Source organism: Hymenobacter aerophilus DSM 13606 (assembly GCF_000382225.1).
Taxonomy (GTDB): Bacteria; Bacteroidota; Bacteroidia; order Cytophagales; family Hymenobacteraceae; genus Hymenobacter; species Hymenobacter aerophilus.
Genome location: NZ_KB907800.1, coordinates 1 through 19,880, shown reverse-complemented (window position 1 = coordinate 19,880; position 19,880 = coordinate 1). Strand labels below are relative to the sequence as shown.

Below are 19,880 nucleotides of genomic sequence, written 5' to 3'. Positions count from 1 at the left end.
TCTCTACGCCGTGCCAGTCGGCAGCCCGGGAAAAGCAGCTGGGAGGTGGGGCGGGAGGCAACCTTCCCGGCGGCGGGCGGGTTAGGAGAGGTATGAAAACCCGCCATTTCCTGCCCCTGCTGCTGGCTCCGCTGGCCCTGAGTTCCGCCACCGCGCCCGGCCCCGCGCCGGCCGCCGATGCCAACCTGAGCAAAATCAAGCTGCCGCCCGGCTTCACCATCAGCTACTTCGCCCAGAATGTGAAGAGCGCCCGCGAGCTGGCTCTGGGCCCCGACGGCACGGTGTACGTGGGCACCAAAAACGACAAGGTGTACGCGCTGCCCGACCGCAACAAGGACGGCCGCGCCGACGAGGTCATCACGCTGGCCTCGGGCCTGAACTCGCCCAACGGCGTGGCCGTGCGCAACGGCAGCCTCTACGTGGCCGAAATCAACCGCATCCTGCGCTATGATAACGTGGGCGCCAAACTCAGGCAGCCGCCCAAGCCCGTGGTGGTCAGCACTGCGCTGCCCGATAAGGAGTGGCACGGCTACCGCTACATTGCCTTCGGGCCCGATGGCAAGCTGTACGTGCCGGTGGGCGCGCCCTGCAACAGCTGCCTGCCCGAGAAGCCCATCTTCGCCACCATCAACCGCATGAACCCCGACGGCTCGGGCCTCGAAACCTTCGCCTACGGCGTGCGCAACACCGTCGGCTTCGACTGGAGCCCCAAGGACAAGGCGCTCTGGTTTACCGACAACGGCCGCGACCAGCTCGGCGACAACACCCCGGCCGACGAGCTGAACCGCGCCGCCAAGCCCGGCCAGCACTTCGGCTTTCCGTATTTCTTCGCCGGCGACGTGCCCGACCCCGAGTTCGGCAAAGGCAAATCGATGGCCACCTACGTGAAGCCGGCCCAGAAGCTGGGGCCGCACGTGGCGGCGCTGGGCATGAAGTTCTACACCGGCAAGCAGTTTCCGGGCAAGTACCAGAACCAGATTCTGATTCCCGAGCACGGCTCCTGGAACCGCAGCAGCAAAATCGGCTACCGCATCACGCTCGTCACGCTCGACGCCACCGGCCAGCAGGCCACCGGCTACCAGACCTTCGCCGAAGGCTGGCTGCAGGGCCAGAAGCCCTGGGGCCGCCCCGTCGCCCTGCTGGTAATGCCCGACGGCTCGCTCCTGGTGTCCGACGACCAGAACGACGCCGTGTACCGGATTAGCTATAAGGGGTAAGGTGAGATGGTGGTTTGGGGAGGAAAGAAACTGTCATCCTGAGCGGAGCGAAGGACCTGGTGAGAAGGTATCTTCTTAGGATATTAGCTTCTGTATAGGTCCTTCGCTGCGCTCAGGATGACAGTACCACCAAATCACCACCTCACCATTTCACCTTACCTTGCCGCTTATGAAAAAGCAACGTGAACCCAAGCGCACCGTGGGGCGGCGGGAACTGGTTGATTTCCCGGAGCTGCAGCTCTGGGGCGTGGAGGCCAAGGTGGATACCGGCGCTTTCACCGGGGCCCTGCACTGCTCCAACATCCACGAAGAAACCGACCGGCACGGCGTCACGCGCCTACATGTGCAGCTGCTCGACCCCTCGCACCCCGATTTCGACGGCTCGCCCATGACCTTCGATGCGTTCGGCCTGCGCGACATTCGCAGCTCCAACGGCGAGGTGCAGCAGCGCTACGTGATTGAGGCCGTTATCCGGCTGTTCGGGCAGGATTACCGCACCGAATTCTCGCTCTCCGACCGTTCGGACATGAAATATCCCGTTCTTGTGGGCCGGGTGCTGCTGCGCCAGGCCCGGTTGGTCGTTGATGTGGCCCGGCGCAACGTATCGTATAAAAAACAACGCACCCTCGACAGCTAGCTGTTAGTTGCTGGAAGAACGTGTCATTCTGAGCGCAGCCGGAGGCGAAGTCGAAGAATCTCGCGTGCCACAGTAATTTCTGACGACAGGGTTACCATTGCACGCGAGATTCTTCGCTCTGCTCAGAATGACACGTTCTTTCTAAGCCCTAAGCCCTAAGCCCTAATCACCAGGCTCAAAGCTCTAAAATACCCCTTTCCGCCTCTACAGTCCGCAACCAAATGAAAGTAGCGATTCTATCGCGTGAGCCGAAGCTCTATTCGACCCGCCGACTGGTGGAAGCCGCCGAGCAACGCGGCCACGAAGCCGTGGTGATTGACCATCTGCACTGCAACCTGGTGCTGGAAAAAGGCCAGCCCGGCATTATTTATCAGGGGAAAAAGCTGGAAGGATTCGACGCCATTATTCCCCGGATTGGCGCTTCCGTGACGTTTTACGGCTGCGCCGTGGTGCGCCAGTTCGAGATGATGAAGGTGCGCACGGCCATCGACAGCCAGTCGATTGTGCGCAGCCGCGACAAGCTGCGCTCGATGCAGATCCTGAGCCGCGCCGGCGTGGGCATGCCCAAAACCGCCTTCACCAACTACTCCGACGACGTGCCGGCCATGATTGAGCAGGTGGGCGGGGCGCCCGTCATCATCAAGCTGCTCGAAGGCACGCAAGGGCTGGGCGTGGTGCTGGCCGAGTCGGCCAAGGCCGCGCAGTCGGTGATTGAGGCCTTCCACAACCTGAAGGCCCGCATTATTGTGCAGGAGTTCATTGCCGAGAGCAAGGGCGCCGATTTGCGGGCTTTCGTGGTGAACGGCGAGGTGGTGGGCGCCATGAAGCGGCAGGGCAAGGAGGGCGAGTTCCGCTCGAACCTGCACCGCGGCGGCTCGGGCAAGCTCGTGAAGCTGAGCCGGGCCGAAAAGGCCGCCGCCCTGCTGGCCGCCAAATCCCTGGGCCTGGGCATTGCGGGCGTGGATATGCTGCAAAGCACCCGCGGCCCGCTGGTGCTGGAGGTGAACTCCTCGCCGGGCCTCGAAGGCATTGAGCGCGCCACCGGCCTCGATATTGCCGGCAAAGTCATCGAGTACACCGAGCAGCTGACCCAGAAAAAGAAGTCGACCGACGCGAAGAAGGCGTAGGTTGAAGAAAGGACCCGCCTGTCATCCTGAGCTTGCGAAGGACCTATACAGAAGCTATTGTTTGACGTTAGCTTCTGTATAGGTCCTTCGCTGCGCTCAGGATGACAGACGGGTTTCCGGTTCCATCACCTTCTCACTTTTCACCTCATCACCCCGAAAAATGCCCCAATCAACCCCCGACGCGCTTTGCCTCAACGGCCTCACCATCGGGCCCGGCGAGCGGGTGCTCACGCGGCTCGTGATTTCGCGGCTGCCTTCGGGAACGGTGATTGACATTCCGGTGCACGTGTTCCGGGCCGTGGAACCGGGGCCGACGGTGCTGCTGATGGCCGGCATGCACGGCGACGAGGTGAACGGCATCGAAACCATCCGCCGCCTGATTCGGCGCGACCTGCTGCAGCCGTTGCGGGGCACCATCATCGCCATTCCCATCCTCAACATCTACGGCTTCCTCAACTTCTCGCGCGAGGTGCCCGACGGCAAGGACGTGAACCGCAGCTTCCCCGGCAACCCCCGCGGCTCATTGGCCAGCCGCGTGGCCCACCGCTTCATGCGCGAAATCATGCCCCTGATAGACTACGGCATCGATTTCCACACGGGCGGGGCTACGCGGGCCAACATTCCGCAAATCCGCTGCCTGCTGCACGAAGACGCCGAAACCGACGCGCTGGCGGCCGCTTTTGCCGCGCCGTTCACGCTGCACGCCGGTCTGCGGCCCGGCTCGCTGCGCGAAACCGCTATGCAGCAGGACCGCCGCATTATCGTGTACGAAACCGGCGAGTCGATGCGGCTGGATGAGCCGGGCATCGACCTGGGTATTGCCGGCACGCTGCGGGTGCTGCATTACCTGGGCATGGCCGCCGAGGCGCCGGCCCCCGCGCACCCCACGGTGGTGTGCCTGCGCTCAACCTGGCTGCGGGCGCGCTACGCGGGCATTTTTCGCAGCCTTGTGCAGCTGGGCCAGCACGTGGAGGAGGGCCAGGCCTACGGCGCGGTGGCCGACCCTTACGGCGAGCGGTCGGTGCGGCTGGAGTCGCCGGTAACGGGCTACATCATCGGCCTCAACCACATGCCAGTGGTAAACCAGGGCGATGCGCTGGTGCACGTGGCCCGCCTCGACGCCGCCCCCAGCCGCGCCGACTTGGTGGTGCCGTTCGAGGAAAAGCCCCTCAAGCGCACCGAGGAAGACGTGAACGAGGAAGACCGCGCCGAAGACAACGACCCCCACAACGACGGCCTGGGCGACGAGGTGTGGTAGCGGTGATTTGGCGAATGAGTGAATAGGTGAATGCGTGCAGCAGTAGCGCGAACTACTGCAGTTCGCGACCCCGCGCCGGTAGAGCCGCCCAAACGGCGCGGGGTCGCGAACTACAAAGTTCGCGCTACTGCACTCATTCACCTATTCCCTGTACTTTTGCCCGGCTGCTTTTGGGCGGCATCTGGCTTCTTCTGATTTACTGAATGAAAAATTCAACCCAACTGATTGTAAACGCGCTGCTGGTGGTAGCCGTGGCCGTACTGTTCTACCTGCACTTTGCCGGCGGCAAGCCCGCCAAACCGGCCACTGCCCCCGCAACCGTAGCCACCACCGCCCCCGCCGATACGGCCGCCGCCGAGCCTGAGGAGCCCGAAGTACCGCTCACCCCGGCCGTGCTGGCCGATACCAACAAAGTGGCCTACGTGGAAACCAACCGGCTGCTGAAGGAATACCAGGGCATGAAAGACGCCGAAAAGCGCCTCGAAGCCAAGGCCCGCGGCTGGGAAGCGCAGAACAAAAAGCTCGTCACCAGCTTCCAGACGGCCGTGCAGCAGTACCAGCAGAAGGCCGAGGGCATGACCAACGAGCAGCGCGCCGCCGCCGAGCAGCAGCTACAGGCTCAGCAGATGAAAGTAGGGCAGGAGCAGGAGAAACTTCAGAACCAGGCCCAGGAGGAGCAGGCCAAGCTGAACGAGCAGGTGATGGGCCGCGTGAACAAGCAGATTGAGCAGTACGGCAAAGCCAACGGCTACCGCCTGATTCTGGCCACCGGCGCCGGCAACATCGCCTACGGCCGCAAAGACCTCGACATCACCACGCCGGTGCTCAAGTACCTCAACCGCGAGTACGCCGGCAAAAAGTAGTCCCGCCGTATCAACTACAGCTGTTAAGCGGCCTGCCTCTCCTGTGAGGTGGGCCGTTTTGCGTTCTGGGCCGGCCGGGGTTCGGACTGGTGGCGGTGGTGGCGCGCCGGCCGGTTAAACCCGGGGGACGCAACGGCCTCTAAACGGGTAGCCGCGCCGCTTAGGCGAGGCATTTTATCTCTTTTCAGAACTCGATGAAAAAGCTGCTGTCTTTTCCCGTTTTGTTGGCCGTGCTGGCCATTGTTTCGTCCGGACTGCTGAGCGGCTGCGTGGCCTCGGCCCCGGCGGCCGCCGTGGTGGTGCGCCCGCGGCCATATTACCGCCCGGCGCCGGTGGTGGTGGTGCCGCCGCGGCCGGTGGTAGTGGTACCGCGCCGGGCGGTAATTGTAAAGCCTGCGCCGAGGCCCTACTACCCATACCGCCCGCACCGCTTTTCCGGCCGGCTGCGGTAGGCCGCCGGGGCCCTGAAACTGCCACTGCCGAACTCCGGCCGCACAGCGCGGCCGGAGTTCGGCAGTGAGATTAGAAAGCCGGGTTGAGGCTAGAAGGCGAAGCGCAGGCTGACGGCCGCGTCGTTGTAGAAACCGGTGTAGCCGCGGAATACTTCAAAAAATGGTTTGTAGTCCAGCGCTACCACGAAGGGCAGGTCGGGCAGCTTGTACTCGACTCCCAGGATGAGGTCGGCGCCGGCTACCAGGTGGGTTTCGTCGTCGTAGTAGTAGCGGTAGTAGTACTTGTTCCTTTTGCGGCCGAACCGGTCGTCGTCGAAGTAGTAGCGGCCCTGGTAGGCGCCTACGTGGGCGCCGGCGCCGTAGTAAAACTGCAGGCCCCGGAAGTCGGAAACGGGCAGGTGCTTTTCCAGCAGCAGCGTCAGGCGGCCGCCGCGGGCCGCGTATTCGCGCGTGAGCAGGCCCTCCACGGCCACGCCGTTCTTGCCGCTCAAAAAGTGCTTCACGGTGAGGCCCGACGACCAGCCGCCGCCCCGCAGGCCAATGCCGGTGGCGTAGCCGCTGCCACCGCTCTTTTTTTGTGCCAGCGCCGGTGTGCCCGCCGCCAGTACGCCCAGCGCCAAAGCGCCGGTCAGCCAGAATTTCATACCTAAAAAGTGAAGTGAGGAAAGCGTGATTCCCCGCAAAAGTACCACAAGCCTTCCACTATCCGGCCAAAGCGCCCGCCCGGCCTTCGCGCGCAATGGCATCGGAGCGGTGGATGCGGATGCCGCCGCCGTCGTCTTCAGCGGCGCGCAGCATGGCCCGGGCTACCGTGTCGGCCCCGATGGCGCGGTAGGGGCGCAGGGGCCCCAGCAGCAGGGGGCGCGCCAGCTTCAGGAGCAGCGTGGCCAGCCGCTCGTTGGGGTGGGGCACGGCGCGGTGGCCCAGCAGCAGCGAGGGCCGAAAAATGTGCACGGCGTGAAACGAGGTCTGGCGCACGGTCGCTTCCATCTCGCCCTTCACTCGCAGGTAGTAGGCCCCGGCCTGCGCATCGGCCCCCAACGACGACACTACCAGCAGCTGCCCGCCGAAGTTGGCAGCGGCCTGCCGGGCCAGCTCCGTTACGTAAGTGAAATCGACCTGATAAAACGCTGCCCGCGAGCCCGCCTGCGCCATCGTGGTGCCCAGGCAGCAGAATACGTCGTCGGCCACGAGCTGCGGCCCGTAGTCGGCGAGGCGCTCAAAGTCTACTACCAGCTGCTCCAGCTTGTCGTGGACCAGCGGCAGGGGCTTGCGCACCAGGGCAATCACGCGGCCGTAGCGGGCCGAGGCCAGCAGTAGCGGCAGCAGCTGTTGGCCAATCAGGCCGCTGGCACCGGCCAGCAGGGCAGTTTTGGGCATGGCGGGGAGGGTGGTTTAGGTTGAAAGAACTGTCATTCTGAGCGGAGCGAAGAATCTCGCGTGCCAAAGTAATTCCTTGTAGCGAGGTTGGCGTTGCCCGCAGGATTCTTCGCGCTACTCAGCACGACAGGATTAGCATTGCCCGCGAGATTCTTCGTACTGCTCAGAATGACAATTCCTTTATCCCCGCAACTGCGTGTGCTCGGGGGCCAGCTCAACCAGACCCTGCTTGTAGAGGGCGCCGAGGGCCTTTTTGAAGATTTTCTTGCTCATGCCCAGGCGGCGGTACACGTCGTCGGCCAGGCTTTTGTCGCCGAGGGGCAGGCGGCCTTCGGGGGCGGCGCGCAGGGCTTCGAGCAGCGTGTCGGCCTGGGCGCGGGCCTCGTCGTAGCCGAGCTGCTGCAGGCTCAGGTCCAGCTTGCCATCGGGGCGGATGGCGCGGATGTAGCCGGTGTGCACGTCGCCGAGGCGCAGGGGCTTGAACACCTCGTTGTGGAAAATGAGGCCCTGGTGGGTGCCATCAACCAGCATTTTGTAGCCCAGGTCGGTTTCTTCGGCCACGAACAGCTCGGCCGCGTCGCCTACTTTGCCCGGAAACGGGTCGGGGCTCAGAAACCACTCCCACTTGGCCGAGGCCACGATGCGGTCCGACGTATCATCGAGGTACACGAATACGGTGGCCCGCTCGCCGGGGCGCAGGTTGCGGCGCTGGTTGCGGTAGGGCAGCAGCAGGTCTTTTTCCAGGCCCCAGTCGAGGAAGGCACCGGTGGGGGTAACGTCGCGCACGGTGAGGGCCGCAAACTGGCCCACGCGGGCGAAAGGCTCCAGGTTGGTAGCAATCAGGCGGTCTTCCGAGTCGCGGTACACGAACACGCGCACCACGTCGCCGATTTGGGTGCCGGGCTCCACGTACTTGCGCGGCAGCAGCAAGTCGCCGTCGTCGGAAGTCAGGTAGAGGCCGAAATCCACCTCCCGCACCACTTCCAGGTCGTTGAAATCACCGAGAACCATTGGGTAATTATGAATTATGAATTTTGGATTATGAATTGGAGCGGCCGCGGGGGCACGGGGCACGAAGGTACGCAAAGGGCGGGGGGAGCCTGGCGGCGGCCCCGGAAGAATGCCAGGCAGCGGCGGCGGCGGCGGGTGAATTTCATCTGCCGGGCTATGAATTTCACGCGTCGTCCTATAAAATTCATCCGAGAGCCTATGAAATTCATGCGTCGTCCCGTGAAATTCATCCGTCGTCCCGTGAAATTCATCCGTCGTCCCGTGAAATTCATGCGTCGTCCTGTGAAATTCATCCGTCGTCCTGTGAAATTCATCCGTCGTCCTATGAAATTCATCCGTCGTCCTATGAAATTCATCCGACTGGCTGTGAATTCTACCCGACAGGCTGTGAATTTCATCCGGCGCCGGGCGAAAAACGAGGGGACGGGGCTACACGCCAAACGGGGCCGGATGACGCGCATCCGGCCCCGTGGGGTGAAGGGTGGGGGCCTGGCGGGCCCTTCCTATTTGAGCCGGTCGGCTTTGCGGGCCGTGCTTTGCTCGAAGCGGGTTTTGAGCACGGCGCGGGCATCTTCGGCCCCTGATATGCCCTGGCGGGCGGCCTGCTGCACCGAGTTGTAGAAGGCCAGCGCCGTGACGTAGGCCTCGCTGCTTAGCTTGATGCTGGTGCTGCTTAGGTTGGAGGCCAGCGGCTGCAGGCGCCGCCCGATGCGCTGCAGTTGCTCCCAGGCCACCAAATCCTGGCGCAGGCCGGCAATATCCACGTAGCCGGGGGCGAGGCTGGGCTGCTGCTCGGCCAAATCGAGGGCCTGCTGCATAAAGGGCAGCGAGGCGTCGCCGGCTTTGGGCAGGCGCTGCACCTCCTTGCCGGTGAGCGTAACCAAAACCGGGGCCAGGGCAGCCTCCAGCGCGTCGAGGGCCTCGTTGATTTTCTTCAGGTCGGCCGCGGCCAGGTTGATTTGCAGGTTGTCGGGGGCAGGCATACGCAACGGGGGGTAGGGGAGAAAAAAGAAAAAACAGCGCGGCCCGCCAAGGCCGGCGCAAGGGCGGAAAGCCGTGTCAAGATAACGGGTTTTAGGCCCGCAGCCAACACCCTAGCGGCGTATGGGCTAGTGCTTTATCTGGAGCTGCCGGCGCTCGGTTTGCTGGCCCTGCCGGCTGTGCAGAAAGTAGAGTCCGGCGGGCCAGGCGCGGGTGTCGAGGCGGGTGGGCTGCTGCCCGGCGCGGCCCTGGTACACGGCCTTGCCCTGGCTGTTGCGGATGGTCAGCTCGGTGCCGGCGGGCTGCTCCAGCGTCAGGGTGCCATCGGCCGGGTTGGGATAGGCATTGAATGAGGCGGCAGCCGGCTGGGTAGGGGCTACGATTGACTGGGGCGAGCAGACGGGGCGGCCGTTTACATACCGCTGGCCGATGTTGACGTACCAGGAGGCCATTTTCAACCCGTCGCAGCTGTTGAGAAACTGTAGCTGCACGTACACACTACCGCTTTCCGGCATACCTAGCTCCAGCACCGAAGATGTGGCGCCCGATGCTATCTGCGCGCCGCCACTCACACTCCACTGGAAGTTGGTGTTTTGACCGCGGGCAGCCTGGGTGATGGCACGTAGCATAAGGGAAGTGTAGGGGCAAACCGTGCCCCCGGAAGGGGTGTAATCAGAAGAGCTGATGCCGCCCTCGCCCGAGCCGGTGAGCAGGCGCACGTACAGCGGATTAGACGGCTGACAGCTGGCATTGATGGCGCGCACCTGCACAATGCCCTCGGTAGCGGCAAACGTGGCCGGGGCCTGCAACTGCAGCTCGGGGGCGGAGGTTACGTAAGGGCTGGTAGCGGCAGGGTTGCCCATGACCGTGAAGCCGGCCGGGAACTCCCATGCGTAGCCCGTGGCCCCCGCCACGGCCGCGAAGCGAAACAGCGGCTGCTCGCTGGCGCAGACCCCGAAGGTATTGCTGCTACCAATGACCGGGGCCGTGAAAGCCGTGGGCGTAGCCACCTGCGGATTCACCTGTACCGTGATGGGTGGTGCGGCAACCGTAGTGCTGGCTCCGTTGCGCGAGTACGTGGCCTGCAGGCTGATGGTGCCCGTGCCAGTGCCCGTCAGCGCAAACACCGGGGCGGCCGTGTTCAGGCCGCTGGAGCCGCTAACGATGCCGGAGGAGGAAAAACGGTAGTTGCCAAACGCGCCGCCCGTGGGCAACGCATTGAAGCCAGGTCGCACGTTCTGCAGGTTTTGGCCACAGAACAGGTTGATGTTGCCACCCTGGGGCGTTTGGTCGCTGATGATGCGTAGCGGGGGTACCGGGCGGGTAACCGGCTGCGCGAAGGGCTGGGTGCGGCTTACATTCTGCCCGGCCAGCAGATACGAGTTGCAGAATGTGTCGAGGGCGCGCACACTGATGGAGCCCGCGCCGGCGGGCGAGGGAATAACGCGCACGGAGTTGGTATTGGTGCGGGCCGTGGTACCGGGGAAGTTCTCAAACTGCCAGCCGGCCGGGATGGTCCATTCGTAGCTGCCCGCGAAATCTACCTGAGTAGTGGTCGTGGGATAAGGCAGGCGCACTTGCGGCACAGAGAGCGTAACGACCGTGTTGTCGCCGAAGGGAATCTCGCCGTTGAACACCGCCCCGTTGAGGCTGATGGGACCAACGGCAGTGGTAGCCAGCGAACGGGTGACGATGGGTAAAGGGAAAGTAGAATTAGCTGTCGGGTTGCTGCAATTGGTGGTCTGAACCGTCAGGCTGGTCGGGTTGTCGGCGGAAGTACGCACGTCGTCCCATACAACTTGAATAACAAGGGGGCCGTTAACAATAGTTTTTAAGCCAGTCTGATATTGGTGGCCCCCCACGATGGTCCAATTGGCCAAGCAGCCGTTGGTGCCTACGTTCTGGTTCTGTGGCTGGACGCTGTAAAGGATGGGTACGCCTGTACAAGCTGGTAGGCCATTGAAAGGGTCTGTTATCTTAATAGGTACTTGCTGTCCTTTAATAACGGCAGCAAACACAAACACGCGAGCAGAAAAGAGAAAAGTGTTTTCATGAGGGAGAAGGAAGAAAGAGTGAATGATTATTTCAAGTCGATGACCACGCCGATAAGCTGAATAGGACGCCAGTTCAGGTAAGCACCTTTATTGTGATAGTAACTGCCACCAATCCCAAACGGTCCTGGCGGTAGAGTACCTCCGTCTGGTCCGTAATAGCTAATCTCAACAGTGTACTTCGTATCGTTCTTGTATGTCCGATAACCAGTCTCAACTGCTGTTTCCGCGAACACCAGTATCCTGCCCAGCCGATATGACAAGCCCACAAACGGGCGAAGCAATAGGTTGCGAGCGGCGTATGTTTGCCGAAGTCGGACCTGCTCAAAGCCTAGGTTAGTGAATTCATCGCGCACGAGTTTGCCTACGCGTTGGCTGGTGGCGGCTCCCAACTCGCCGCCATAGCTCAATTGCACCCGCTGGCCCAGCGCCTTCTGCCACTCGTAACCCACGTAGGCCTCGGCCCGCCAGAAGTAGTTGGTCGAGCCCTTGTCGAAGGTGGCGTAATCGGTGGTATCGCGGCGGCTGTACTGGCCCACCACGCGCACGCGCAATGCCTGGTTGGGCTTGGTCTGCCGCTTATACAGCAGGCCCACGGGCAGGGAGCGGTTATTCTTGAAGAAGCCGTCGAGCACGGGGCTGGCCGTCAGGCCCAACTGGTGCTTGTAGCGGGCCGCCGAGTCGGGCGGGGCGGGGGTTTGGGCCGTGGCGGCCAGGGGCAGGGCAGCGGCCAGCAGCAGCAAGGGCCAGCGCCGGGAGGTGGAGAGGGAAGGGGGAGCTTTCATAGGGGAAAGGGAAATGGTGGGAAAGGAAACCGGGCCACCGACAGGGCGGCGCGGGCAAAGAGCAAGCAGCAACGACCCAGCCGAGGCGGCGGAGCGGTAAAGAGGCAGTGCGGGCTTGGTTGGCAGCGTCGCCCGGCGCGGTGAAGGATAGGGTGCGGGCGGCGGTAGGTAGCGCGGCAGCGGGGCCCGATAATCAGGCTGACGCTATATTACAACAGTTCCTCGGAAAAGACAACAGCATATCCCCCCCCCTCTTACTGTATAGTAGGTGTGCGGCTGCCATGTACTTATAGCGGTTTTCAGGTTGCTATACCGGGTGTAGAGACGCGACCCATCGCGTCTTGGCGTTGCTGAGGTTGCTGTTCTGGCGGGTTGCTCAACGATGAGACGCGATGGGTCGCGTCTCTACACCCTGTGCATTGACTCGAAAATTGCTCTATTGGGGCTCAGGCTTTACCCCGCCCTTACCTCACCATCTCCCCGCTACTGAAACCGCGTGACGCCGGGCTGGCCGAAGCTGAAGTCGGAGAAGCCGTAGTAGGAGCGCGAGTTTTCGAAGATGCGGATGCCGTTGGGCGAGTTGAGGCCGCGCGGATAGAAGCCCAGCGTGAGCTGAATGGTGCGGATGGCGGTGTACTCGTTGCGGAAGCGCAGGCCCAGGCCGATGCCGGTGTAGGGCTTCTCGAAGAAGGGCAGCACCCGGCTGGGGTTGGAGGCATTCAGCCAGGCCACATCGGCAAAACCCACCACGGCCATCCGGAAGCCCACAAACGAGAGGGGCGTGTACATGGTGGCCTCGTAGTTGAGCGTGACGCGGCTGGTACCCGTGAGCGGGCCGGAGGGCCGAAAGCCGCGCAGGCCCCGCTCGCCATCAATGGTGAGGTACTCGTTGGCGAAGCGGTGCAGGCCCAGCACCGAGCGCTGCCACAGAAAATGCCGCCACTGGAAGTTGCCGGTGTGGTAGAGCCGCGTGAAATACAGGATTTCGCCGCTCAACAGGCCCTGCTGCCAGTCGTTGCCGCGGCCCCGCACGAAGCCGCCAAACTCGCCGCTCAAATACAAATAGCCCCGCTGCGGCCGGTAGGTGGCCGACGACAGCCGCACGCCATAGTAGTTGCGGTTGCCGGCCGGGTTGAACTCGTAGCCGGCCGTGAAGCTCACCAGCGAGCCGGTCGGAATGTCCTCGGTGCGGCCGAAGCCGAACAGGTACTTGTCCTTGTAGTAGCGCCGCACACTGTAGCCCACCGTGCCCAGCAGCAGGTTGGCGCTCTGTAGAAAATCGTAGGGCTTGGCGTGGTAGGAAGTGCGCACCACGCGGGCCGCGGCAATAATGCGGCCGGGGCTCTCGTAGCCCAAATCGTAGGAGCGGGGCTGGAAAGCGCGGCCCACCCAGGCATCCTGAGTGTTGTAGCGCAGGGGCTCGTACTGGTAGGGCTTCTCGGCCGAGCCGTCGCCCGAAATAGGGTAGAGCCAATCGAAGTTGCTGTAGCTGACGGCCCCGGCCCAGCGGGTGTTGATGGAGTAGAAGTCGCGCGAAACGCCCACGCTGTACTCGCGGCGGCGGGTTTCGTTGCGGTAAGTGGCTCCGGCGTACACGAACTTGCGGAACGGCACCCGGTAGCTGCCCTGGTAGGCCCAGGTTTGGGCGTCGGGGCCGTCGTCGGAGCGGCCGTACTGGTAGCGGTTCTTGAACTGGTGGCCCAGGCCCAGGAAGTTCACGTCGCGCGCGCCCACCACGCCCGCGCCCACGTCGCGCAGCTGAAACGAGCCGCTGAGGCTGAACAGGTCCTTGGTGATAACCAGCACATCCACGCTGTCGGCGGTGGCCGTGCGCTCGTCCACGAACACGCGGGCGTCCAGCAGCTCGTCGGTCTGGCGCAGCAGGCGTTCCGATTCGGCCAGGGCCTGGGGCTCCAGCTCGCGGCCTTCGCGCAGCAGCAGCACCTGCCGCACCCGCGAGGGCCGGGTTTTCAGGTGGAACACGTTGCCGGTTTTCTCCAGAATGTTGCGCGGCGTGCGCAACGAATCGGTGATACTGAAGCCGAACGCATCGAGCGAGGTAATGCGGATGCGGCGCACGATTTTGTAGTTGTGCTGCTCAAACTGCCGGTCGAGCAAGGCCGCATCGAGGCCGGCCTGGTCTTCGCGCCGTTCCCGAAACGAAAACAGCGCCGCCGCCGCCCGCCCCAGAATGGTTTTGCGCTTGGTGTAGGCTTTGAGCCCGTTGAGCACCCGTTCCTGGTCGAAGCGGCGGCGCAGCGAGTCGGCCCGGCCCGCCACGGCAGCCGGCCGGGCGGCCGAATCGGGAGGCAACGCCGGCGCCGTCGTCTGGGCGGTGGCCGGCCCGAGGGCGGCGCTCAGCCAGAACACTAAAAACCCCAGCCGCAACAGGCACTTCATCATCCGGGCACACCAAAGGAGCAAGGTACAACGCCGCCGTATTTATGGCGGCCGGCGTTGGGCCCGCAACGACAAGTCGCGCACTTTCATTCCCCGAAAAAGTGGGACGCTAATCATTGGAATTGGGGAGCAATTCCAATGAAATTAGCCTTGTAGAACTTGCGCGGATGCGCGGGAAGAACTATTTTTAAGCCAGAAAATAAGCCCGATGAACGAAGAGCGCATTCAGGAGAAGCTAAGCATATTGGCAGACGCGGCCAAGTACGACGTGTCGTGCAGCAGCAGCGGGGGCAAGCGCAAAAACGTCGACAAAGGCCTGGGCAACGCCGAGGGCATGGGCATCTGCCACAGCTGCACCGAAGACGGCCGTTGCGTGAGTCTGCTCAAGATTCTGCTCACCAACCACTGCATCTTCGACTGCGCCTACTGCGTGTCGCGCAAGAGCAACAACGTGAAGCGCGCCGCCTTTACGGTGGACGAGGTGGTGGATTTGACGATGAACTTCTACCGCCGCAATTACATCGAGGGCCTGTTTCTGAGCAGCGGCATCTTCTCCTCGCCCGATTACACGATGGAGCGGCTGGTACGCATCATCAAGAAACTGCGCACCGAGCACCGCTTCAACGGCTACATTCACGTGAAGGCCATTCCGGGCGCCTCCGAAGAGCTGATTCAGGAGGCCGGCCTGTACGCCGACCGGCTAAGTGTGAACATCGAGTTGCCCTCGGAAATGGCCCTGCAGAACCTGGCGCCCGAGAAAAACTACGAGGAAATCCTCACCCCGATGGCCCAGATTCGGGACGGCATCACGCGGACCAAGGAAGAAAAAGCGCTGTTCAAGAAGGTGCCCCAGTTTGCCACCGCCGGCCAGAGCACCCAGCTGATTGTGGGCGCCTCGCAGGAAAACGACCTGCAAATCATCAACCTCAGCGACTCGCTCTACAAGGGTTACGGCCTCAAGCGCGTGTACTACTCGGGCTACATCCCCATCACCGACGACGCCCGCCTGCCCCAGGTCACGCAGCCGCCGCTCATCCGCGAGCACCGCCTGTACCAGTCCGACTGGCTCATGCGCTTCTACGGCTTCCAGGCCGATGAAATCCTCGACCCCGCCCACCCCTTCCTCGACCTCGAAGTCGACCCCAAACTGGCCTGGGCCCTGCGCAACCGCCACGTGTTCCCGGTCGATGTCAACTCGGCCGACTACGAGATGATTCTGCGGATTCCGGGCGTGGGGGCCCGCTCGGCCAAGCGCATTGTGGCCGCCCGCCGTTTCACGCCCCTGGGCCTCGACCACCTGCACAAGTTCGGCGTGGTGCTCAAGCGGGCCAAGTTCTTCCTCACCTGCCGCGGCCAGGCCCTCGAAAAGCGCGACTACGATGAGCAGACCATCCGCCGCCAAATCCTGTTCGGCGCCGGCTCCGTCCGCTCCGCCCTCGTCACCCAGCAGCTCGATTTATTTGCCCAAGCTTCCTGATGTTGGTTTTTGGTGGGTGGTTTTTGGTTTTTGGCCTCGTTCTCAAAGATCATAATCCACCAAAAACCAAAAACCACCCACCAAAAACCACCCGTCATGACTGTTGCTCATCGCGCTGCCGACGCGCCGGCCGCTCCCGCATCTTCCTCTAAACCGCTGAAAGTGGCCCGGGTGGCCTGCTGCTGTAAGCTATCCGACCTGCTGCCGGTGGTGCTGCGTATGCACCAGGAGGCGGCCCGTAACAACGGCAAGTTCCGGCAGCCGCGGCGGGCGGCGTAGCGGCTGCCGGAATCCAGCGCCCCAAGGCTGAAGCCCTGGGCTACGCAGCGAAACCAGCGTTGCGGGTTTCGCCATTTTCCACTTCCCCGCTGACTAGCCCAGGGCTTTAGCCCTGGAAACCTGGGACGCGTGGCCGCCCGTTCTGCTTATGTCCCGTTCCCTGACCCCGCGCCGCTCGACTACCGAAGCCCTGGCCGCGGCCGCTACCCGCCGCCAGGCCGCGCCCGAGCTGCGCAATCCGCCCCTCGACTACGCCTACGACGGCTCGTTTGAGGGGCTGCTGTCGGTGCTTTTTCAGGTGTACGACCGCAAGTCAGCGCCCAACAGCATCCAGCCGCTGGGGGCGGTGCAGGGTGGCCTGTTTGCCCAGCCGGTGGAAGTGGCCACCGACGAGGCCGCCGCCGCCCGCGTCTGGGACGGACTGCTGCGCTACATGGACAAAGAGGCCCGTACGCGGCTGTTTCACGTGTTTTTGAGCGAGGACGCGAACCGGGAGCTGCTGGTGTTCCGCTACGCCGATACGGCCATGCGCGCCGGCCGCGACATTGCCGAGAACTACGCCGACGACAACGTGCGCCGCGTGCAACGGCTGGCCCAGCAGATGTACCGCGAAAAGCACCGTATGGAAGCCTTTGTGCGCTTCGAGAAGACGAGCGACGGCCTGTTCCACGCCACCATTGAGCCCGATTTCGACGTGCTGCCGCTCATCGCGCCCCACTTTACCAAGCGCTACGCCGACCAGCGCTGGCTGATTTTCGACCGCAGTCGCTCCTACGGCCTCTACTACGACCTGCAGCGCACCGATATCGTGCAGTTCGACGCCGACACCGCCCCCCAGCGCCGCGCCGCCGTATCGGCCACCGTGCTCGACGAGCGGGAGCCGCTGTTTCAGGTGCTCTGGCAGGCCTATTTCGACCACGTGAACATCCCGGAGCGCAAAAACCTGAAGCTGCACCGCCGCCACATGCCGTTGCGCTACTGGAAGTATCTGAGCGAAAAACAGCCGCGCCAGCAACCATTTCGACCCATTCAGAACAAGCGGCCCGTGCAGCCCGGCGGCCCGGCGCTGGGCACGGGTGGCGAGGCGCAAGGGTAGGAGGGAAAAGTGGAAAGCCGTAATTTGCGGCTACCTGTCATCCTGAGCTTGCGAAGGACCTATACAGAAGGTATTATTCAATGTTACCTTCTGTATAGGTCCTTCGCTCCGCTCAGGATGACAGGAGTTTTCCCAATTCCTCCCTCCGCATGAACAAAACCCTCGTTTTCGGCGGCTCCGGCCAGCTGGGCCAGTGCCTGCAACGTGTTGCTGAGCAGCGCAGCTTTACCAACATCGTATTTCTGGCCGAGCAGCAGGCGAATATCCTGGACCAGGAAACGCTCCGGGCCACCTTCGAGCAGCACCGCCCGGCCTACATCATCAACTGCGCCGCCTACACGGCCGTCGATAAGGCCGAAGATGAGACAGACCTGGCCCGCCAGGTGAACCGTGACGGGGCTGAAAACCTGGCCCGCCTCTGCGCCGAGTTCAACGCCACGCTGCTGCACCTGTCCACCGATTTCGTGTTTGCCGGTACCGGCAACGAGCCGCTCACCGAAACCGACGAAACCGCGCCCATCAGTGTGTATGGCCTCACCAAGCTCGAAGGCGAGCAGGTAATTGCCCAACACGCCGAGCGGTATTTCATCCTGCGCACCAGCTGGCTGTACTCCGAATACGCGGGCAACTTTGTGAAAACCATGCTGCGCCTGGGGCAGGAGCGGGCCGAAATGCGCGTCATCTGGGACCAGCTGGGCACGCCCACCTACGCCATCGATTTGGCCGGCGCGCTGCTGCACATCATCGAGTCAGGCAGCACTGCCTATGGCCTCTATCACTACAGCAATGAGGGCGTCACGTCGTGGTATGACTTTGCCACGGCCATTTTCGAGCTGGGCGGCCTGCCCACCCGCGCCGTGCCCATCCGCACCGCCGAGTACCCCACCAAAGCCACCCGCCCCACTTACTCGGTGATGGATAAAACCAAAATCAAAACCACGCTGGGCCTGGCCATTCCGCACTGGCGGGCCAGTTTGGTGGAGTGCATGGGGCGGTTGAAGTAATATTCACCGACTTTACGTGCTAGCCCCAGCGGGGCGGCATATGGGTAGCCACCGGCGACAATACAATTTTAAAGCCCCAGCGGGGCGACACCGACCGTTAAACGATAGGTGCCGCCCCGCTGGGGCTTTGGCACGTCATCCCGGCTAGCACTACCGATATGTCGCCCCGCTGGGGCGCAACAGCAAATAATCACTAATCACCCGCTGCCCGCCCGTAAAACCGGCTCACCAGATACGCCAGCGCCACCAGGCCCAGGCCCACGGCGCACACGCCGGGCCACTGGTAGTGGGTCCAGGCGAGGCCGCCGAGCAGTGAGCCGGCCGAGGCGCCGATGAAGCAGGCCGTCATGTACACGGTGCTCAGGCGGCTGCGGGCTTCGGGGCGGAGGCTGAAAATGCGGGTCTGGTTGGCATGTGCTGCCCGCGACATCGAAGCCAACATCACCCGCAACCGCCGCGCCACCGATTGGCAAGCGGCTGACTACACGTTCTTTGACCCCGAACTCTACCGGCGGCGCGCCGTGGTCGAATACGCCAACGCTTGGCTCGACAGTTTCAAAACCTTGCACGTGTGCTATGAAATCAGTATCGGCAACTGGCTGGCGTGGCATTGGTTGGCGTTCGTCGTCCTGCTGTTGCGAGAAATCAGCCCTAAATCGACTTTCTAAACAGCTTCAACGCTAATGGGCTAAAACCGCGCAGTAACCACTACTCCTTGGATAAAATGTTGACCAACATAACTTTTTGTTATCTCAGTTATTCGTTTGTCCTCCCAACTGCTTATCGGACCTGTACCTGTTCCCACCTGGAAGCGTACGAGCAAGAAAAACCGGGTGGCAGTCAGTTGGCCCTGATAGATAGCGGGTATCCAGTTATCTGGCAGATCTTTTACTGCGCGCCACACTTCTTGGTCGCATTCGGGACTTATGCTGTTTTCAAATGTGTAATCCTTGGTATGGCCATCCGTATCAACCGTAAAAGAAAGAATTACGGTGCCTTGCCGCTGCTCCTGAATAGCCGTCGGAGGGTAACGCAGCTTAGAGCCTATATCGAGATACCGCTGCATGTTGCTGCCCAATAGCCGAGGAGCACGGGTCATATGTTTCAGCTCCCATTGGTCGCCCACGCGCACTAAGTAGCGAGAAGTATCGGGGAGCGTAAAGTTGATGCGGCTGGAATCGTAATCAAACGTCAGTTCCAGTTCATTATCAATATTGTAGAAGTTCCATTTGCCTGTCCTGCGGCCATCAGCCGCTGTGACTCCCTGCTCAATTTGACCTTTCTTGAATTTTACTCGCTTTGTAGAATTCTTCTGCGCCTGAGTAGGCAGGGAGAACAGCAGCACCGCTAGCAAGGCGATATAAAATGATTTCATAAAACGAATACTGGAGTATAATTAGCCGGTATAAAATGGCCGTTAAAGATACAGAAGCTGTCTGAAACGCTGCCGGAACGATGTAAAAACCTCTATTTGCCTCTTAGCATTGGACGAAAACCGCTGTTATCACCCACCGACAAGACGCGAACAGGTGTATATACATCGGCGCACTGACTTTCTAAATGAATTTAGTATATAGCGGATTCGTGAACGGTTAGGCCTTTCTGGGTATCTAGCCGTATGCCCTATTATGCAACCTTACTCGCTTGATTTACGCACCCGGGTGGCCGCCGCCTGCCGCGAACCGAAAGCTCGCCAGACGCAGGTCGCCCAACGCTTCGGCGTGAGCCGCTCGTTCGTGCGCGACCTGTTACGACGTGAGCGGGAAACCGGCTCGCTGGCTCCTAAACCCGCTAGCGGGGGGCCTGCGCGCCTACTCTCGGCCGACGACCAGGCCTGGCTCGTGGCCTACGTGGGCCAGCAC

The 19,880-nt window shown here is 62.3% G+C and carries 21 protein-coding genes; 12 read left to right on the top strand and 9 right to left on the bottom strand.

The window, feature by feature from the left end:
• Positions 1-92: 92 nt before the first annotated feature.
• The 6 genes from H145_RS0100105 (at position 93) to H145_RS19280 (ending at position 5,554) form a co-directional block, all read left to right on the top strand.
• On the top strand, positions 93-1,217 hold the full coding sequence (locus tag H145_RS0100105; RefSeq protein ID WP_019946095.1) for a PQQ-dependent sugar dehydrogenase: 1,125 nt from the start codon (positions 93-95) through the stop codon (positions 1,215-1,217).
• Positions 1,218-1,386: 169 nt separating this feature from the next.
• A complete protein-coding gene (locus H145_RS0100100; RefSeq protein WP_019946094.1) occupies positions 1,387-1,854 on the top strand; it encodes an ATP-dependent zinc protease family protein in 468 nt (155 codons plus the stop codon).
• Positions 1,855-2,075: 221 nt separating this feature from the next.
• Positions 2,076-2,981 (top strand): 30S ribosomal protein S6--L-glutamate ligase, encoded by a 906-nt coding sequence (gene rimK / locus H145_RS0100095; protein ID WP_019946093.1) that lies wholly within the window; start codon positions 2,076-2,078, stop codon positions 2,979-2,981.
• A 160-nt stretch (positions 2,982-3,141) separates the two neighbouring features.
• Positions 3,142-4,239, top strand: coding sequence for a succinylglutamate desuccinylase/aspartoacylase family protein (locus H145_RS0100090; protein ID WP_019946092.1), 1,098 nt, complete (start codon positions 3,142-3,144; stop codon positions 4,237-4,239).
• A 203-nt stretch (positions 4,240-4,442) separates the two neighbouring features.
• Positions 4,443-5,102: an OmpH family outer membrane protein gene (locus tag H145_RS19285; protein ID WP_019946091.1), complete on the top strand. Its 660-nt coding sequence runs from the start codon at positions 4,443-4,445 to the stop codon at positions 5,100-5,102.
• A gap of 194 nt (positions 5,103-5,296) precedes the next feature.
• On the top strand, positions 5,297-5,554 hold the full coding sequence (locus H145_RS19280; protein WP_019946090.1) for a hypothetical protein: 258 nt from the start codon (positions 5,297-5,299) through the stop codon (positions 5,552-5,554).
• An 89-nt stretch (positions 5,555-5,643) separates the two neighbouring features.
• On the opposite strand, the gene H145_RS0100075 is transcribed toward H145_RS19280, so the two are convergent.
• From H145_RS0100075 to H145_RS0100045, 7 genes are all read right to left on the bottom strand, one after another.
• On the bottom strand, positions 5,644-6,198 hold the full coding sequence (locus H145_RS0100075) for a hypothetical protein (RefSeq protein WP_019946089.1): 555 nt from the start codon (positions 6,196-6,198) through the stop codon (positions 5,644-5,646).
• 58 nt (positions 6,199-6,256) lie between these two features.
• A complete protein-coding gene (locus tag H145_RS0100070) occupies positions 6,257-6,934 on the bottom strand; it encodes an NAD(P)H-binding protein (RefSeq protein ID WP_019946088.1) in 678 nt (225 codons plus the stop codon).
• A gap of 180 nt (positions 6,935-7,114) precedes the next feature.
• Positions 7,115-7,945 (bottom strand): CvfB family protein, encoded by an 831-nt coding sequence (locus H145_RS0100065; protein ID WP_019946087.1) that lies wholly within the window; start codon positions 7,943-7,945, stop codon positions 7,115-7,117.
• Positions 7,946-8,448: 503 nt separating this feature from the next.
• Complete coding sequence (locus tag H145_RS0100060; protein WP_019946086.1) at positions 8,449-8,928, bottom strand: hypothetical protein; 480 nt, start codon at positions 8,926-8,928, stop codon at positions 8,449-8,451.
• 126 nt (positions 8,929-9,054) lie between these two features.
• A complete protein-coding gene (locus H145_RS0100055) occupies positions 9,055-10,710 on the bottom strand; it encodes a T9SS type A sorting domain-containing protein (protein WP_157540899.1) in 1,656 nt (551 codons plus the stop codon).
• Positions 10,711-11,006: 296 nt separating this feature from the next.
• Positions 11,007-11,762, bottom strand: a complete 756-nt coding sequence (locus H145_RS0100050) for a hypothetical protein (RefSeq protein WP_157540895.1) — start codon at positions 11,760-11,762, stop codon at positions 11,007-11,009.
• A gap of 483 nt (positions 11,763-12,245) precedes the next feature.
• Complete coding sequence (locus tag H145_RS0100045) at positions 12,246-14,162, bottom strand: BamA/TamA family outer membrane protein (RefSeq protein ID WP_205619282.1); 1,917 nt, start codon at positions 14,160-14,162, stop codon at positions 12,246-12,248.
• Positions 14,163-14,370: 208 nt separating this feature from the next.
• Between H145_RS0100045 and H145_RS0100040 the strand changes: the two genes are divergently transcribed.
• The 4 genes from H145_RS0100040 (at position 14,371) to rfbD (ending at position 18,018) form a co-directional block, all read left to right on the top strand.
• Positions 14,371-15,639: a putative DNA modification/repair radical SAM protein gene (locus H145_RS0100040; protein WP_019946082.1), complete on the top strand. Its 1,269-nt coding sequence runs from the start codon at positions 14,371-14,373 to the stop codon at positions 15,637-15,639.
• A gap of 96 nt (positions 15,640-15,735) precedes the next feature.
• Positions 15,736-15,918, top strand: a complete 183-nt coding sequence (locus H145_RS23845; RefSeq protein WP_157540892.1) for a hypothetical protein — start codon at positions 15,736-15,738, stop codon at positions 15,916-15,918.
• Between the two features lie 148 nt (positions 15,919-16,066).
• Positions 16,067-17,014: a TIGR03915 family putative DNA repair protein gene (locus H145_RS19275; RefSeq protein WP_019946080.1), complete on the top strand. Its 948-nt coding sequence runs from the start codon at positions 16,067-16,069 to the stop codon at positions 17,012-17,014.
• 149 nt (positions 17,015-17,163) lie between these two features.
• Positions 17,164-18,018: a dTDP-4-dehydrorhamnose reductase gene (gene rfbD / locus H145_RS0100025; protein WP_019946079.1), complete on the top strand. Its 855-nt coding sequence runs from the start codon at positions 17,164-17,166 to the stop codon at positions 18,016-18,018.
• Between the two features lie 193 nt (positions 18,019-18,211).
• Here the strand turns inward: rfbD and H145_RS23840 are convergent, their stop codons facing one another.
• A complete protein-coding gene (locus H145_RS23840; protein WP_019946078.1) occupies positions 18,212-18,367 on the bottom strand; it encodes a hypothetical protein in 156 nt (51 codons plus the stop codon).
• Between H145_RS23840 and H145_RS19270 the strand changes: the two genes are divergently transcribed.
• Positions 18,366-18,686, top strand: coding sequence for a hypothetical protein (locus H145_RS19270; RefSeq protein ID WP_169513139.1), 321 nt, complete (start codon positions 18,366-18,368; stop codon positions 18,684-18,686). The genes H145_RS23840 and H145_RS19270 overlap by 2 nt on opposite strands.
• 20 nt (positions 18,687-18,706) lie before the next feature.
• Here H145_RS19270 and H145_RS0100010 read toward each other — a convergent pair whose 3' ends face one another.
• Positions 18,707-19,393: an energy transducer TonB gene (locus H145_RS0100010; RefSeq protein WP_019946076.1), complete on the bottom strand. Its 687-nt coding sequence runs from the start codon at positions 19,391-19,393 to the stop codon at positions 18,707-18,709.
• Between the two features lie 253 nt (positions 19,394-19,646).
• On the opposite strand from H145_RS0100010, the gene H145_RS0100005 reads away from it, so the two are divergent.
• A partial coding sequence (locus H145_RS0100005; protein ID WP_019946075.1) for a helix-turn-helix domain-containing protein occupies positions 19,647-19,880 on the top strand: 234 nt, incomplete at its 3' end.